Genomic DNA, 18860 nt, shown 5'->3' with positions numbered 1-18860 from the left:
CTAATACTTCAAATATTCGCCTACTGCGATTTTCTTTACTGCTCTAGTGCCGTATGCATCAATGAGTGACAATAGATCGATAGGCCATTTAGATTGGCGTCCACCGATAGCTTTATTGTTGATCAATTCACAAACATAATCCGCATCAATATTATCGCTAGAAATAGCTTCTACGATGATAGCCTTAATTTCATCCACCGTAACACCTAATGTATTAGGGATGTAGCCTAAGATAGGTGCACTCACTTTAAATAGGTGTAACGCCAATTCCTTTGAAAGATTTGTAATTTGACGCATCGCCTGAGGATCTTGCTTCACGGCTGCTTCTAGCACGGCTACGCTTGGCTCATTAATATAGCGCAAGGCTAAATAATTTTCCTGTACAGCTTGTAATTGAACTACTTCGCTAGGTTCCTTAATATATTGTAGCGCATCGTAATTTGCCTTTACCGCTTCTAATTGCAACTCTTCTGACGGATTTGTTATATAGCGAATGGCCCAACCAGATTGCGCTAATGCACTTCGAATTAACGAGTCAGACGGATTGTCTATATATTCTAAAATAGCCCAATCCTTTTCAACTAAGGCACTTAACAATTCTTCTGTAGGGTTTTCTACGAACTGTATGGCTCGTGGTGCTTGTGAAAGCGCCGTTTCAATAACCTTTTGAGTAGGGTCTTTGATATATTGAAGCAACATACCATTTTGAGCGACACAGGTAAGCTGCATCGCTTCCGTTGGATTTGGAATATTCCGAATCCCATGTGGGTTATTGGTCAGCGCTGTTATATATTGTTCCTCTGTCATAATAACCTTCTTTTCTATGTAAAAAGGTCATACGAATACGTATGACCTATACTGAATTCAACTCTAATTATATCACAATTTTTCGATATAGTTATATTTCTTTCGTATACTCACTACATCGTTAATGCATCTAAATCAGAATTATTCCCAATGACTAATAATTTATCATCTTCACCGAGAATAGTACTTGGGTTTGGTGGAACTTCTAAATCTTCACCGCGTCTTATGCCTACTGCATTAAGATTATATTTCTCACGCAAATTAGAATCCTTTAAGTTAGATCCCACCAAGAATGTTGGCATCTTAATTTCTATGAGACTAATGTTTTTAGATAGTTGTAAATAATCCATCACATGGTCTCTAGTTAAAAACTGTACGAGGCGTAATGCCATATCGTATTCAGGGTAAATCACTTGATCTACACCTATTTTATGAAGCATTTTGCCTTGTATATTATTTTCAGCCTTAGCCACAATTTTAGGTGCATCTAATTCTTTAAGAATCATAGCTGTCATTAAATTAGCTTGAAGATTTCCACCTATAGCCACAATAACCATATCAAACTGGCTTAGGGCCAATTCTTTAATTGCCTCTTCATCGGTTGTATCTGCAACTATAGCATGTGTTATAAATGGCGAAATTTTCTGTACAACTTCTGGATCAATATCTACACCTAATACCTCATGCTCCATGGAAGCTAACATCTTGGCAACAGTGCCACCAAATTGACCAAGACCTATTACTGCTATCGTTTTATGTTTCATATATGACCCCTTTTATATTCAATCTAATCTGTTTTATAACAATACACGCTCTTCTGCATAGCTAATTGGTTTAGTCGGTGCCGTTCTTAGCGCCCAAGTACCAATTACAGTCATAACCCCTACACGACCCGTAAACATAACTAACATTAATACCCATTTACTACTTTCAGATAAATCAGGTGTAATACCCGTTGTAAGACCTACGGTCCCAAAGGCAGAGGTTACCTCAAAAAGCAGTCGAATAAAGTCATACGGTTCATCCCAAGCCAAATAGCAAGTAGCAAGTAAAACAAGAAGGATAGATAAAAAGATTATCCCATTTGCCTTAAGTACAGTAACCAACGAAATACGACGTTCAAAAACTTCTGTATCAGGACGGTTATTAAATAATGTACGCGATGCTAGAAAAGCGACGGCAATGGTACTAATTTTAACACCGCCCCCTGTAGAGTTAGGACCTGCCCCAATAAACATAAAAATGATGGTAATAAACAGGGTAATTGGATGTAAATCATTATAATCTACAGTTGCAATCCCCGCTGTACGAGGTGTAATCGATTGAAACAGAGATGCCATGACCTTGTTCCATATAGGTAAAGGGCCAAACGTTTTGGGATTCGCCCACTCAACCCCCAAGAAAATAATAGTCCCTAAAAGGATGAGAGCCGTTGTGCCAACTAACATTATTTTTGTATGTAGTTTTAAATCTACAAATCGTCGTAGCTTGCGATGCGACCAAATATCAAAAGTGGCAAGATAACCAAACCCACCTATTACAATAAGGGCCATTGTATTCATATTAAATAATACATCACCCACCATAGCATAAGGTAGATCATTATCAAAGAATATAAATCCTGCATTACAAAAGGTGGAAATAGATTGCATAATCCCCGTATATAAAGCAGCATCACCAATATAGGGATATAGCTGAATAGTATAGATAATACCACCAATAATTTCGACACAAAATGTATAAATGGTTAGCTTCTTCGTAATGTGTAGAAGCCCTTTCATGCCATCTTGCCCTACATCTTCTGACAAAAGCACGCGATTTTTCAGACCTACCCGTCGCCCTAAGACTAGAGCAATAATAGTGGTAAAAGAAACAATCCCTAAACCACCTAATTGAATAAGGATTACCATAACGATTTTGCCAAACAAGGACCAATGATGATAGGTATCTACTGTTGCCAATCCTGTTACAGAAACACAAGATACTGCGGTAAAAGCTGCATCTACAAGCGTTGTACTATGGCTTTGAGCATTTGATATGGGCAACATGAGTAATATCGTCCCTATGGTCATGGCAGCCAAAAAGCTAAGGGCTAATAGGCGATAAGGATTTTGTTGCATATATTGTTGAACTTGATTTTTTGAAGTATTTTGCCACATAACTGTAGTCCTATCCTATTAGTTCCTGCACTGACTTTAACGTTGGTAGTGGACTGCGCCCGCCTATGCCTTGTGTATTTAAAGAAGCTACCGCAGATGCAAAAATAGCGGCCTTCTCTAAATCGGAATGCGCACAAGCTTTGAGCAACTCTACAGCATGTATAGATGCACTGTCATGCTTAGTCGTCGAAGTTGCGTCTTGCCCCTTCATATGATTAATTGTATGTACTAAATTAGCTAAAAAAGCCCCATGGAAGCTATCCCCAGCCCCCGTTGTATCTACTACGGTAGCTTGAGTAAATGCTTCACATCGATAAGATGTTCCATCAGGCCATACAAAATAACTGCCATTAGCGCCATCGGTAACTCCAGCAATACATGCGCCTCGTTCATGAATGATACGACAAGCATCTTCTAGATTAGTTGTGCCCGTATATTTTTCAGCATAGTCTCGAGCTACGATAACGATATGACTGGCTTCTGTAATAGGCTTCATGTCTTCATCGTAGCGCTGAGCACCACCATCTAAAGAAATAATAGTGCCTCCCTCTTTTGCAACGGCCATAGCAGATCGCATGAGTTGGCGATGTCGACCATTGATATGCAAAATATGGGCAGATTCTATCAGCTGCTTATGGGTATCTAAAAACTCAGGCTCAGTTGCAGTAGACCCTTCAAAAAATACAGCACGCTCACCAGTACTCTGTTTTACGAGGATTGTTGCCACTCCACTGTTAGCACCGCTTTCAACTTGAACTGCCTCTGTATTAACATTGTATTTTTCAAAGTCATCTAATATGTGACGACCTACCATGTCATCACCAATGCTATCAATCATAGCAGTACGGGCACCATATTTTCCTGCCACCGCTAGTGCTGTAGCCACTGGCCCACCACCATCTGTAGTAGACGATATGACTTGTTGTACCTCACGGCCTGTAGGATAATGATCGACGACGATAAATCGATCTAATGTACTGGCACCTATGCCAACAATATCTATATATTTTTGAGGAAATGTACTCATACTAACCGCCTAACCCTTTAACTGTCACCATAATCAATACGATAACTATAGTTACTCTTATCCAATTATAGTGGACTCGTTCTATACAATCTAACCTTCATATATTATGTGTCTTTTGAATTCTTTTAATTACAGAATACAATTCGTTGTATAAAAAGTAAACCCCAGACCATGGTCTGGGGCTACTTTGTAGTACAAAGTGTACTGTATGTCACGTAGTTTGTCTTGTTTAGTATATGTTGTGTGTGAGAAAGGTTGTTAGATATAAGGTGTAATATAACAGGTCAAGACATCATACGTTCCATCATATATTCAATTTCATCAGCACTCAAATTGTACATAGCCTGTACCATTCGCTCTGCTGACTCACCAGATGCACCGCTTTTCGCAATTTCTGCTTTTGCCTTAGCTATAAGGGCTTCCTTGCGTTGTGCTTCGGAATCTTCATCTGTTGGTACGGAAATATTAGCTTTACCTTGACCAATACCACGTACCTCTTGGTTAGGATTATCTTTAGACGTTGTTTTCGTATCTTGGGCGGCCACCGCTTCCATAGCGAAGGAGTTTTTACCAGTCATGATATACTCCACAGCCTCCAAGGTACTTTGTGTAAGATTTACCGTCCAGAATTCACCAGCTGCAGTCAATTTATAAAGTAACCCATTGTAAGCTACAAGACCACGTTCTTCCCATAATTTATAGAGCCAGTTTAATTCTTCTAGTCTTGGATCTAGTGTTACCAAACTCATAATATTGAGGAACCCTTGTTCAAGTTGGCTTACCACTTGATTTACGACGGGTTGTAACTCACTTTGTTTCATAAGAGCCATAAATGGTTTTTCACCGCGGCTAACCATATCTTCGTATGGCTTTAATGCACGATGTAACATCATGCCGTACCCATCCACATTACCACCGGCACCGCTACCAAATGGGAACATAGGCACGCCCGCTTTAGCCAAGATATTATACAAGCTACGTTCACGATTATTAGCACTCCAGTGAGCAGCACTCAATCGGCGATAGGAACGCTCATCAAGGTACTTACGACCGAATTTGAACATATCCCCTTGCATTGCTGTAGTCGCAGCAGCTGGCACCTTACCTTTTGCAATATCTTTATTAAGATCACTACCATCAAATACGTTCAATTGATATAGGTCAGCACCATCTACGCCAGAGCTTACTAAATCAGCTAAATCTTGTTCCCAAACTTCCATAGTTTGACCAGGCAAACCATAGATTAAGTCGATAACAACAGAGCATTGACCATAGGCTTTCAACGCAGCCAACCGTTCTAATACGGTTTCTTTCGTATCTAGACGTCCTACCATTTGACGAACTTCTGTGTTGAAAGATTGTACACCGATAGACATGCGGTTTACGCCGTTTGCCATCCACACATCGAGATTTTCAGGAATCAAATCGTGAATACGGCCTTCTAAGGTCAGTTCGTAATCGTTAGCTAGTGGCAAATATTCTTTAATTGCTTTCAACAATCGTTCCGAGTTTGATGGAGATAACGATGTTGGTGTACCACCACCGATAAATACGGCATGAATTAACCCATCTTTTAATCTTGGACGCTCACTAGCTAGTTTTAACTCGCTAACAAGACCATCAATATATTGGTCCTCTACACTTTGACTCGTACCATTTTGGAAGAAGCCACAATATGTGCATTTAGTCTTACAAAACGGAATGTGAATATAGGCACATTGCATTTCCCCCTTTTTAGGTGTGCCATTCATTAAGGTATCCCAAACGGCTTGTGTTTCCTTTGGCGAAACTAAGATACCATTTAGCCCTGCATGAACAACCCGTTTATGAGGGAATGCACCACTCATCGGATTATCGCATTCTAAACCTAATTGTAGATTGCGTTGTTTCTCCGGAATGGATTCAAAGAAACTTGCTAAACTCATACTCCAATCCCCTTTCAGTTTAGGCTTGCAACTTTGCAAGTACAGATTTCGTAAATTCTTTTGCATTTGTAAAGTCTTGTTCATCTGGATGCGTTTCAGCCGCTTTATGTAAGGCATCGCGTTCAGGGCTTTGACCATGAGCAGATCCAGGTGGGAACATTTTATACATCATTTCGATGACTTTCGGATCAATTTTACCTTGGCATACGAATCCATCTACAAGGGACTCTTTATTTTGTAGTAATTCAGATGCTTTTTCAATACTTTCACGAGCGTGTTCAGAATCTGCATACATACCTAATGTAGCAAAGAATACGATGTTAGGATTCTTCAAAGTTTCAATCAATTTTGCAGCCTCTTTATTTGCTGTACCACGGTCTACCCAGAAACCTACGAAAACTGTGTCATAATCAGCTAAATTCTCTGGCGCTTCCTTTACAGGAACGCAAGGTGTACCTTCAGGCATTACGGAAGCCATTGCTTCTGCTACGCTTTTTGTATTTCCCGTTAGGGAAGAATATAAAATAATGGATTTCATAATTAGCTCCTTTAATTCTTGGATGAGTATATTACTAAAATAGATTTATTACATAGATACTTTTATTCTTCCTCATCATCAGAGGATTCGTGACCTCTAAACTCAACTGGTACGTTGATATCGATATCTTCGCCTGTTGGATTTCTATATGGTGTTGCGGCCACTACGGCAGATATTGCCGCATCATTGAATATTTCATTTGTAGAAGATACGATACTTTTTCCAATAAGATTACCATTTGTATCAAGTGTTACTTGTACAGTCACATCGCCTTGTAATTTTCTTTTTAAAGCCATGGAAGGCATTTGTGCATTGTCTTGCACTCTTGCACGGAATCCCTCCGTATCAAAGGCAGCTTTCACTGTACCATGACCATCACCATTACCATTGCCATTACCGTTACCATTCCCCTGACCTTGACCATCACCAGTGCCAGTGCCATCACCTGTACCGTTTCCACCGCCAGAGCCGCCACCATGTCCGGGGCCGGAACCACCTGCGGAATTATCACCAGAGGTATTACCTTTATGTTCGCCACCTTTTTTGGCTACATCTACTGCATCAGGAATATCTGTTGCAGGAGATGGATCTATATTCGCTACAACAGCCTTTGTTCTTGCCGCCACTTCATCAGCCGATAATGGTTTAGGGAATAGGTCTGACCTATTACCGCCACCACCGCCGGCATGACCACTGCCGCCATCATCGAGAACACTTTGCGTGAGGTCGATTTCATAGGTTTCCATTTCTTGAATCGCTGGAACCACTACGAAAAAGATAACTGCAATAAATAGAGCAACTAGATGAACTACGGCGGATATAATGGCTGCTTTTTTCCATGATATGCCTAGTCCCATAGTTATCCTTTCTGTTCAGCTGCAATAGCCAAGCGTTTAACACCAGATTGTTTTAGCATATCCATAATCGCTACCACTTGACCATGAGCTGCACGTTTGTCGGCTTGTAAGATAACACTAGCGTTAGGATTTTCTTGAATCCGCTGTTTAATCATAGCTTCTGCTTGATCAATACTCATTGGATTGTTATCAATTGTAATATGCCCTTCCGCATCAAGTGTAAATACAACAGGCAATTGAGCCGGTACAGATGCGCTAGTAGCTTGTGGTAATTGTACAGATAATGCTTTTTGAGCCACTGTTTGTAAGCTGTTCATCATGAAGAATACCAACAAGAAGAAGATGATATCAATCATTGGAATGATCATGAATTCCGGCTTAGTTTTCATACGAAAGCTTTGCAAGTTCATAATTATTTCCACCCTTCTCGTTTAGCGCTAACAATGCTAACACACATATTTTCAATTTGGTTAATGATAGAATCCAAACGATGACTAAACACTGTATATACAATAAAGGCCATGATGGCTACGCACAAACCAGATGCTGTAGCGATGAGGGCTTCACCAACACCACCAGTGATAGCGGATGCGCCCGCACCGGAGTCGAGGATACTGAAAGAACCAATCATACCTGTTACAGTACCAAGCAAACCTAACAATGGGGAGATTGTTACTGTTGCACTGAGGTAGTCCATATATTTACGGAATCCTACTGCATCTACACCCATTTGGTCAGCAAAGGCTGTTTTCATAGCTTCCTCGCTAGAAGCATTATTTAAACCTGCTTCTGCAATACGGCTCGCAATAGATGGATTTTCTTTGATTACTTTATCAATTTCTGCCCAATTTTGTAATTTTGCTAGTTCATTGACTGCATGGGTAACAACGAAAGTTTTACCGGCATATTTGCGATAGTAGAAAGCTCGTTCTGCAGCGATAGCGATAACCATGAAAGACAAGAGTAATAATGGATACATTACATACCCGCCGCTATGAAACAAGTGAATGACATAATTTAAGTTTTCCATATTAGTAACCTTTCTGCCTGTTTACAGACTGAACATTAGAACCTGTAGGTCCCTTGAATTCTTGTATAATCGCCTAACTTAAAGCTTTCACTACCATATAAAGTATCTCGTTTATTAGTACCCTTCGCATCGAACGTGTAGAATGCCTCAAGGAGTAAATCCTTGCGAGGTACATAGCCAGCACCAAATGTAAAGCTGCGAATACCGTCAAGATAACGATCCGGTACCGCGCCAGTACCATTGCCACCGAAGAAGGAGCCATGTTCAAAGTGTTTGTAATCGATGAACGCATTCCAAGATTTTGGAATATCTAGATCAGCACGGCCAATATCTAGACGAGCCATCCAGAAGTGTGGTGTACCACCCATTTCGTGACCTTTAAGAGCAAAGTCTGCTGTGCCACGTTCATGTTGGTATACAGTGTTACCATTTAAATAACGACCTAAGTTGGAGCGGTTTTGGCCGTAATCAACTGTAACAGATGCATTAGCACCTAATTGATATTTAGCGCCGATACCAAATACATGAGCTACATTGGAGAAGCTATGTTCATCATTACCGTTGCCATTTGCATTTAGGTATGTATGCGTTTTACCGCCAAAGGAGCTAAAATACCACGCTTGTAAACCAAGACGAGAGCCTATTTGTTTCTTGTATTGAACAAAGGCGGCTTTATCAATAGCTGGTACAGTATCTTTTTCAAGAACTACCCCTTCTGTTTGAATCAAGTTGCCAATGATCTTACCAATCGCTTCACGTGGTAATTTGTTTTCAGACTCTGCATCATGTACAACCTTTTCAAGATTATACATATAGTTGAACAATGCATTTGGCATGCCCCAACCATAGTAAGAACTACCTTCACCCCAATCATTGGAGGACATTGTAAAGTTCTTTTTGTAAATCGCATCTTTAGCATCAAAATCGCTAAATACATAGCTACCACTATCGTATTTATACGTTTTAGCGCCTAAGTAACCAGTGAACTCATAATCACTAGCTGGTTGTCCATAGTAATCATACGATTGTTTGAACGTACCATCTGGCTGTTTAACCCAAACCACATCAAGCTCACTATTGTTATAGTTGCTCCAGTTATCTGTAGCATTATATTTAGCAATTTCTGCTACGGATTGATTGATCTCGTCACCATGTTTTTCAACATAGGCTTTAGGATTTACTAAAGCATCTTTATTATCAGCAGATACGATAAGACCTTTAGCCTTTTCTTTTAAGTATTCAGGGTATAAAGAAGAGTTCACATTATACATAATGTCCCCGGTCTTATAGAGTTTTTCCCCTGTATTCTTATTAGTGATTTCATACATTGCATAACCACCAGATGGAATATCGAGGGAGAATTTCTTCTCAGCCATATCTGTAGGGTATGCCTTAGCAAGAATATCTTGTAAGCGGCTCATCACTTGAGCTTGTTTTTGTTGTGTTTCCACAAGCTTAGCATTTGCCTTTTCAAGCTCTTGATCGCGATTTGGATTACTCCATCTTAAATCCAAGGATTCTTTATAAGCTTCATATTCAGCTTGCAATTCTTTCAGTTGTTGATAGAAGTAGATGCTATCTGTCTTACCTTTATAAGTAGAATCATAAATACCATTAGGGCTATCTGGTGCAGCTGTATCTTCACTAGATTTTTTCTCACCATCAGAACCGGTTTTAGTAGCACTTTCAATATCGTATGGGAACTCATCGCGATTAATACCAATTAACTCAGCCGCTGTTGGCGGTCTGTAGATAACTTCATGTACTGCGTGAGTATAGGCAGAATCAGTGATACCTGTACTATGTTTGAAAGTACCAACGCCGATACGAACTTGAGAGTCATGACCGTTCCAAACGGCACGAACACCGTCATAAGACTGACCAAACCAGTAGCCACTAGCACCCATAGGTTCTGTTAAGCGACCTACTGATACGTCCCATTTCTTAACCCGTCTTGTGAGATCAACTGTGTCGATTCGTTGATGGTTAAAGCCTTTAGAATCGGATCGAGTCCAGCTTGTATCAACACCACTCATACCAGTTGCGCTACCGATAACCTTGAGATTTGTAAACTCATTAAGGCGAGCATCGAAGCCTAGGCGCAATCGTTGTTCAAAGCTATGACGATTAGCATCGTACATATTCGCTTTCGCAGAACCAATAGCGGAGTTCGCTCTAAATGGAGATTGCGGTCTATTAGAACCATCATGTGCCATCCAGCGCGCTCTGTAGTCGCCAACTAATGTAACACCACGCTCTTTTGTGGTATCAAAATCAGAACGAATAAAGTCAGTTAAACGAACTACATCAGCTACGTTTTGTACACCGGATTCAGCATTTGTAACTTCGCCATTAGCGCCCGTTACATTGGCACCTGCTACACTAGCCTTTGCACCATCTTTCGTCTTGCCAATAGCCGTCGTTTTGGTACCATCTCCACCGCCGAATTTAAGGTTAACGCCCATGCGGTATACCCGTTCTTGTGTAGCACGGTCATCATCGCGATGGTTAAAGATATTGTTGATACCAAAGTACATCATGGCATTTTTATTGAATCGTTTTTGAACCATTACGTTCCAAATGCCAAATGTTTTCTTTTCATAGGTTTGCTTATTGTAAACGCCTGCATCACCGGACAAGATATCTGGCCAGTAGTTACCGCCATTGTTAAGGGTATTACTATCAAGCATATTGATATAATAATCACCCCAAATGGAGCCATTCCAACCGGATTTAGGATTGTCATAAGTAATACCGATGTCAACTTTGTGCATTGGTTTATCAAGCAATTGACGAGGCATACTTGGATCACTCTTGTTGATGGCATGCAAGTATGTATACCCTAACTTACCAGACCAATATTTGCCGAACTTTTGTTGTACTTCCGCTTGAACACCTGTGATTTCTGCTTTACCAATATTTTTAAAGCTGTAAATCATATCTGGTGCCCGTTGGTACTTCGCATCGCCTTTGAGGTATGGTGCAAAGTCCATGAAGTCCCCTGTGAAGTATACAGACATATAGTTCTTGATGCGGTTGTGGAATACGCCTACGCGCGCATAAGTATTTTTATTTTCACCTTCCAAGCTCATATCAAAGTTGACAGATTTTTCAGGTTTCAAATTAGGATTACCAGCCCAGTACCAACCGAGTTTCGCTACACCAATCCCTACAGGGTTAGAAGCGTACATTTCCCAGTTATACCACAATTCACCCATACCAGGCTCTGTATAACCAGTACCTACATTGGCTTTAAATCTACGGTGTGTATTACCATTTACGTTATAGGTCATACCTAAGGAAGCAGATAAATTAGAACCAAACAAGCTACTGTTATCAAAGCGAAGAATTGGAGATAATGTTAAGTTTTTATTTACTTGCCATGTATCAGAAATATAAGCGTTTAACTTGCGGATTGAACCGCTACCAGTAGTCAATCGTTGGTCTCGATTACGGTACTCTTCTAAGAAGGCTTTACCATTTAACTTAGGCGCTTTTTTACGCATTTCTGGATCGTTAGACTCGCCATATTTAAAGTAGTCACCTACGATATTGGCACGTGTAGCAGATAATACAGGATTTTCTGCTTTTAAACGATCTTCTAAAGCTTTATAACGAGCTTTAAACTCATCCGTTACAGGTTGATTATTAGGGGATGTGCTAGACCAATCACTTAATCGACTTTCAGATAAACCATAATTTATATAGTCATCGTATGTAATACCTGGTTTTTGAGCATCTGTTTCGGCACCATAGTATTCATAATCCATATCCCATTGCGGCATGCCACCACCGGAATTGATGAATTTGTAGTCGTGGATGTGAGAATATACCTTAATACTGTTATCACCTTTACGTCTTACAAGACGATCGAGTTTATCCACTAGCAAGCTCTTATCGTATTCCCATGGATCGATGTACATTGTGCTTGTATTAGGAGAGCTCTTCAATCGGCTACCAGAGCCTTCTTCACGAGCATAGCTTACACCGTAGCTAAGCAAGTGATTTTTATTAAGCTGTGTATTCGCATTAGCTCGAATGTCTAATTGACGGTGATCGATATTATCGATATAGCGCAACTCATTGGAGCCTTCATAAGCAGAACGACCTGTATAACTAATGAGGGCTACGTCATTTTCTTTGATGCGGGAGTAGTTAGTTTCAACAGTCCAGTCGCTTTTACCAGCTCGAGAAGACCATTGTAAGTTTGCCGTATTACGATCCGCAGTACGTTTAAAGTGTTGTTGAGGCTCTAAGTCGGAGTCAGAGTGTTTAACATCACGCACTAGATCTTCTGTATAACGGTTGAGACGCATTTCAAATTTATTTTTATCGTTTGCATCATAAGTTGCTACAAGACCGATATCGGCCGCATCACCATAGTGGCGAAGTACATTGGGCTTAAAATTATGTTTTGCATAGTCATAAGCCATACCAGATGCACGGCGGCTAACAGATGCCAATACAGGCATAAGATCACGTTTACTACCAGATAAACCGATCTTCAATTTCCCCATTTGACCAGAGTCGGCACGAATGAAGAAGTTTTGGAATGGGAACGCATCGCCATCGCTCTTGCGACGCATACCTTCTGCATTTAATTGCAAAGATGGTTTCTTTTGTGCCTTTTTAGTGATGATATTAACTACACCACCTACAGCATCAGAGCCGTATTTAGCACTGGCAGCACCTTGAATAACCTCTATACGTTCAACGTTTTCTGTACCTAGCCGTTGGACTTCGTCTGCTGCACCAGAGTACTTATCAAAATCACCTAGTACAGGTTGACCATCTACAAGGATCAATGTGTGACGCGCTTCTGCACCGCGGATAGATACACCAACACGGCCCATAGCATCAACAGTTCTAGATACACCTGTTTGAGTAAATATAATGTCTTCGACGGACTTCGCCTGTTTCTTTTCAATCTCTTTCTTGGTAATGATTTGCACTTGCTGTGAGTCTAATTTTGCTGCTTCTTCAGCCCATGTTCCTTTAACATGAACCACATCTGTCGTGACAGTCGCATTATCCGCCCAAACTACGAGAGGTGCGCTAAGCCATAAGGCAACTGCACTAGACAGAATGATGTTGCGCTTTGTATGTCCCCACCTGTTCATTGTGCCCTCCTCAAATTCTAACTAACCATAAGTTTTGTATCTCCCACACAAAAAGAAAAAAGATACACTTCAGCAACATATAATGACATTGAATATCATTCACATTTTAATGTTAGCAAAGTGTATCTTGCATATCTACTCCGAAAAGACCAAAAATATACGTTTTGGACAAATCGGAATAAATTTTTAGAATTTATACGTCATTTGGAAACGAGTATAATTCCCAAGTTTGAAGTTTTCAGATCCATATAAGGTATCTCGTTTGTTGATCCCTTTTGCATCAAATGTATAGAATGCTTGTAAAAGAAGATCTTTAGTTGGTACATAACCACCACCAAAGGTGAAGCTCTTAATACCATCTAAGTAACGATCAGGTACGGCCTCTGTACCATTGCCGCCAAAGAAGGAACCATGTGCGAAGTATTTATAATCCACATAGGCATTCCAAGAGCCTGGTTTGTTCATATCTGCATGGCCTACATCGAAGCGCAACGCCCAGAAGTGTGGTGTACCACCAACATCACGACCTTTAATATCGAATTGAGAAGAACCAGCTTGGTGCTCATAATGTGTATTGCCGTTCATAAAACGACCAAAGTCACTACGGTTTTGACCATAGTCAAAGGAAATACTTGCATTGTGATTTAATTGATACTTAGCACCAATGCCGAATACATTAGCCACGTTATTAAACTCATGTGCTTCTGTAGCATTACCATTTGCTGTATAGAAACGATAATCGCTGCCGCCGAAGGAGCGCAAGTACCAAGCCGCTAAACCAAGACGTGGTGTCACCATATGTTTAACTTGAACATAGGCAGCTTTTTCAATTGGTGGTACTGTATCTTGTTGTAATACAATACCGGTCGTTGGAATAACATTACCAGTATATTTACCTAATGCTTCTCTAGGCAATCTACTATGTCCATCAGCCTTTTCAAGAAGACGAGTCAAACCATTGAAATAGGACGCCAATAATTGTGGGTAATGATCACTATTTTTTACATTAATCACATTGGATAAACCGTAATCTTTAACATCAACGGAGTTAACCTTATAAATATTATCTTCTAAGCCATCAAAAGCATTATCGTCGAAGCTAACAGTATAGGTAGCATCTTTGTTAAAGATAAGGGCTGCTCGATCTTGTGCTGTTTTACGGTATGCCGCTTCAATAGCCGCTTTATTTTGATTGTACCAATTTGTTAAGAATGTTTTACCATTATCTGCTAATACAGAGGTATCGCTCAACTTAACTTCAAATAACGGATCATTTTCAGTTAAACCGATTTTACCAGCAGAAATCTTCGTATTAATGGTACCTTCATCAGGAACCCATTGCTCAGTGTCTTCATCATAACGCTTGTCTTTATAAGTGAACTTAGCGTTAATTTCTGGCATTTCAAGCAATACCTTTTGTTTATCCGCATCAGGACCATAGGCTTTTGCAACAATTTCTTGCATGCGACGAACTACATCAAACTGAGCCGCACGTAATGGCTCACGTTCTTTTGCTACGCGCGCCTCTACCTCTGGTAATTGAGCTTGTAAGTTTGCCAAATCAGCTTTTAGTGGAGCTAATTGATCAGCTGGCAACTCATCAATATTTTCTTTCCACCAAATATCAGAATTAAGATCCTCGATTTTTTGTTTCAAGTCCTTAACTTCGCCTTCCAAGGCACTTTCTTTATCACGCAATGCTTTTAGCTGTTGGTAGAAGTTAATCTTATCCCCTGCGTCAGGTACGATAAGTTCTTTATTACTACCATCAGTATCACCTGTGATGCCCAAGAATTCATCAACGGTAGGAACCCGTTTGAAGTTTGTATAAATAGCATGAGTATAGGCACTATCGCTAATACCTGTGCTATGTTTAAAGCTACCTACCCCAACGCGAACTTGTGTATCCTTGTTAGTCCATACGCTGCGAACACCATCGTATTCTTTATTGAACCAATAGCCTGTGACACCCATAGATTCAGTAATACGACCTGCACTATGATCCCATTTAGAACCGTGATGTGTTACATCAAACTCTTCTAAACGTTGATGGTTAAAGCCTTTAGACCCTTCTGTTTCATGACTGCTGTCTACGCCAGCTTGACCAGAAGCACTACCTACAACACGCACATTAGTATTGTCGTTGATACGAGCATCTACACCTACGCGAATACGTTGATTTAAGCCATGCTCCTTGCGATCAGCCAAGTTCTTCGCCGCATCATCGGCTACATAGCTCGTTGGCGTCACTTTCGTTTCAGGACGATCAGACCCTAAGTGACTATCATTACGCACGCGATAATCGCCTACTAACTCTACGCCACGAGATTTAGATTCATCAAAGGGACGTGTAATGAAGTCGGTAAGCACTGCTGGTGGTAATGCTTCCAATTGTTCTTTCGTAAGCTTTGCTTTACTTTCACCAGAGCCTAAGCCAAATTTCATATTTAAGCCGACGCGGTATACACGGGCGGATAGTGCACGGTTATCATCGCGGTGATTAAAGATATTATCGATACCAAAGTACACACGGGAATCTTTATTGATTTTCTTTTGAACCATAAAGTTCCAAATGCCATAAGTCTTACGGTCGTACATATCGGCACTACGCTTATTGTTCAAGTTATACCGAATAACTGATTTATTGGAATTATCAGGATCGATATAAGACACCATGTAGTTACCGCCACCAGATAGAGAGTTGCTATCTAACATGCGAATGTAGTAATCGCCCCATAGGCTACCGCTCCAGCCGCTTGCCTTATCTTCAAAGTCGACGCCAATATCAATTTTATGGCGTGGCTTATCTAATAATTCACGAGGCATATCTTTATCGCTCTTATTGAGAGCACGTAAGTATGTATACCCTAGACGAGCTTTCCAATGCTTATTAAACGTTTGTTTTACTTCAAATTGAAGACCTGTAATTTGAGCTTTACCGATATTCCGGAAACTATAAATCATATCAGGCGCATGACCGAATTTGGCCGCCCCTAGCGTAGTGGATTCATCGTATTGTGGATGGAAGTCCATTAAATAACCCGTATTATAGATGGACATATAATTGCGGATATTATTGTGGAATACACCTACTTTAGCATAGGTATTTTTATTTTCCCCTTCCAAAGCTAAATCAAAGTTCATTGATTTTTCTGGTTTAAGGTTTGGATTACCTACCCAATACCAGCCTAGACGAGCTTCACCGCCACCGATAGTAGCGAAAGTAATATTAGGCCCATACATTTCCCAGTTGTAGTACAATTCGCCCATACCAGGTTCTGTATAACTAGTGCCTACATTCGCTTTTAATCGGCGATGTACATTGCCTTTTACATTGTGAGTCATGCCCAAGTTGAAAGACAAGTTAGAACCGAACTTATCACTGTGATCTAAGCGGACAATTGGAGATAAAGTAGTATTCTTATTAACTTGCCATGTATCTTGTACATAGAAGTTAAACTTCTTAATTTCAGCACGACCTGCCGTTTGTTGATTTACACGTTTTAAATACTCTTCTTTAAAGTAAGAACCATTTAATTTCAATTGTGTATTATCAAACCCAGATACGGCGCCATAGTAGAAACTTGGTAAATACGCATCATGTAATGCAGGATAGTACTTGCCATTTGCATCCATTTTACCTTCTTTATTAGCATGATAATCTTCAATGAAAGCTTTATTTTCCGCGAGTAAGCGCTTAGCAAATTGTTGGTATCGTGCATAAGCTTCAGGATTAAGTTTTTTCAAGGTCCGTTCCGTAGTAGGACCATCAACTAAGCCCATAACTGCAGATGAATCACTGTCATTAGAATCTAAATATTGCACATACTCTTCATAGGTAAACTCTGGCAATGTACTAGGCGTATTTTTGTCGCCATTATACCACTCTTTCTCCTTATTCCATTGCTCTACACCGGCTTCATTCTTTTTGAAAGAATGGTCGTAAATCGTAGAGGATGGCACACCATTTTTAACGGCTAAGCTTTTATCGTAATCCCATGGGTCGATATGACGCTTATAGGTTGTAGGTGCATTTTTAAGACGGCTACCTTCACCAGTTTCACGAACAAAACCTACACCATAGGATAAGAGATGATCTTTATTTAGCTGTGTGTCAGCACCAAGTGTTAAGTTCCATTGACGATGGTCTACATTATCAACATAGTTTAATGTATTTTTACCTTCATATGTACTATTGCCATAATCACTTGTTAAGGTTAAATCATCCTCTTTCGTGCGCGTATAATTTACTTCAGCCTTCCAAGAGCTTTTCTTATCTTTGCCTGTATAACTCAAATTGAGATTATTACGATCTAAATCACGCTTGTAATGTACTTGTGGCTCCATGAAAGAATCACTACGTTTTACATAGCGCTCTAAGTCCTCATTATAACGATCAATACGAAGACCTAAGGAGTGATTTTCGTTGAAATCATAAGTCGCACCAAGTCCTACATTGGAGTTTGTACCATAGTAACGTAAAGAGTTCTTTAAGAAACCATGGTCCTCGTCACTTGTCATAGTCGTGGCACGACGAGCTTCACTGGCATAAATCGGCATAATATCACGTTTACTACCGTGAATATTAACCTTTAATTTACCTAAAGAACCTGAGTCTGCGCGCATAAAAAAGTTAGAATATGGCACAACATCGCCATCCCCTTTTTCTCTACGACCTTCCGCATTAAATTGAACGGATGCATTCTTCTTAGGTTTATTGGTGATAACATTAATAACACCACCAATAGCATCAGAGCCATACTTGGCACTGGCTGCACCTTGAATGACTTCTATACGTTCCACGTTTTCTGTACCTAGGCGTTGCAACTCATCGCCAGCACCTTGGTATTTAGCAAGATCCCCCATGACAGGTTGACCATCAACGAGAATCAATGTATGTCGTGGATCTGCCCCCCGAATAGATACACCGACACGCCCCATGGCGTCTACAGTTCTAGATACACCAGTTTCTGTAAATACAATATCTTCAACAGATTTTGCTTGTTTCTTTGCAATATCTTGCTTTGTAATAATTGTCGTTTGTTGCGACTCTTGTTTTGCTAATTCTTCAGCCCATGTACCGCGAACATGTACAACATCAGTTGTTACTGTTGCATTTTCTGCCATGGTAGTGATAGGCATTTGCAACCAATATGCTACTGCACAAGACAGTATGAGATATCGGCTCGCCCGTGTAAGTCGCCTATTCATCAGCGCTCCTCCAAATAATATATATCAAACTAGGTATATAAAAATACACTCCGCCACTATCTAATGACATTGAAAATCATTTACAATTTTAATAGTAGCAAAGTGTATCTTGCATATCTACTCCGAAAAGACCAAAAATATACATTTCGGACAATATTAAGTTTTATAACCTACTCGTTCTAAGTC

Annotated in this window: 11 protein-coding genes; all 11 read right to left on the bottom strand. The window is 40.2% G+C overall.

Translation table 11 applies throughout. The annotated features are described in order from the left end of the window. The 11 genes from RYM16_RS00135 to RYM16_RS00085 all read right to left on the bottom strand — a co-directional run bounded on the left by RYM16_RS00135 (nucleotide 1) and on the right by RYM16_RS00085 (nucleotide 18605). Nucleotides 1–807, bottom strand: a complete 807-nt coding sequence (locus RYM16_RS00135; protein ID WP_314981621.1) for a DUF4116 domain-containing protein — start codon at nucleotides 805–807, stop codon at nucleotides 1–3. A gap of 113 nt (nucleotides 808–920) precedes the next feature. Beyond that, a complete protein-coding gene (locus RYM16_RS00130; RefSeq protein ID WP_314981619.1) occupies nucleotides 921–1571 on the bottom strand; it encodes a TrkA family potassium uptake protein in 651 nt (216 codons plus the stop codon). Between the two features lie 33 nt (nucleotides 1572–1604). After that, the gene (locus RYM16_RS00125; RefSeq protein ID WP_314981617.1) at nucleotides 1605–2966 is read right to left on the bottom strand and encodes a potassium transporter TrkG; all 1362 of its coding nucleotides are present in this window, start codon (nucleotides 2964–2966) and stop codon (nucleotides 1605–1607) included. A gap of 10 nt (nucleotides 2967–2976) precedes the next feature. Beyond that, the gene (locus tag RYM16_RS00120) at nucleotides 2977–3993 is read right to left on the bottom strand and encodes a carbohydrate kinase family protein (protein WP_314981615.1); all 1017 of its coding nucleotides are present in this window, start codon (nucleotides 3991–3993) and stop codon (nucleotides 2977–2979) included. A gap of 284 nt (nucleotides 3994–4277) precedes the next feature. Then, entirely contained in the window at nucleotides 4278–5918 is a 1641-nt protein-coding gene (gene hutW, locus RYM16_RS00115) for a heme anaerobic degradation radical SAM methyltransferase ChuW/HutW (RefSeq protein WP_314981613.1), read from the bottom strand. Nucleotides 5919–5937: 19 nt separating this feature from the next. Continuing rightward, the gene (locus RYM16_RS00110; protein WP_314981611.1) at nucleotides 5938–6456 is read right to left on the bottom strand and encodes a flavodoxin family protein; all 519 of its coding nucleotides are present in this window, start codon (nucleotides 6454–6456) and stop codon (nucleotides 5938–5940) included. 62 nt (nucleotides 6457–6518) lie between these two features. After that, on the bottom strand, nucleotides 6519–7313 hold the full coding sequence (locus tag RYM16_RS00105) for an energy transducer TonB (RefSeq protein WP_314981609.1): 795 nt from the start codon (nucleotides 7311–7313) through the stop codon (nucleotides 6519–6521). A 2-nt stretch (nucleotides 7314–7315) separates the two neighbouring features. After that, nucleotides 7316–7723 (bottom strand): biopolymer transporter ExbD, encoded by a 408-nt coding sequence (locus RYM16_RS00100; RefSeq protein WP_314981607.1) that lies wholly within the window; start codon nucleotides 7721–7723, stop codon nucleotides 7316–7318. Between the two features lie 2 nt (nucleotides 7724–7725). Beyond that, the gene (locus tag RYM16_RS00095) at nucleotides 7726–8343 is read right to left on the bottom strand and encodes a MotA/TolQ/ExbB proton channel family protein (RefSeq protein WP_265138623.1); all 618 of its coding nucleotides are present in this window, start codon (nucleotides 8341–8343) and stop codon (nucleotides 7726–7728) included. Between the two features lie 35 nt (nucleotides 8344–8378). Further along, on the bottom strand, nucleotides 8379–13463 hold the full coding sequence (locus RYM16_RS00090) for a TonB-dependent receptor domain-containing protein (RefSeq protein ID WP_314981605.1): 5085 nt from the start codon (nucleotides 13461–13463) through the stop codon (nucleotides 8379–8381). A gap of 186 nt (nucleotides 13464–13649) precedes the next feature. Continuing rightward, complete coding sequence (locus RYM16_RS00085; protein WP_399553766.1) at nucleotides 13650–18605, bottom strand: TonB-dependent receptor domain-containing protein; 4956 nt, start codon at nucleotides 18603–18605, stop codon at nucleotides 13650–13652. Between the last annotated feature and the right edge of the window lie 255 nt (nucleotides 18606–18860).

The organism is uncultured Veillonella sp. (assembly GCF_963524655.1).
Classification (GTDB): Bacteria; Bacillota; Negativicutes; order Veillonellales; family Veillonellaceae; genus Veillonella.
This window is presented reverse-complemented; position numbering and strand designations above follow the sequence as displayed.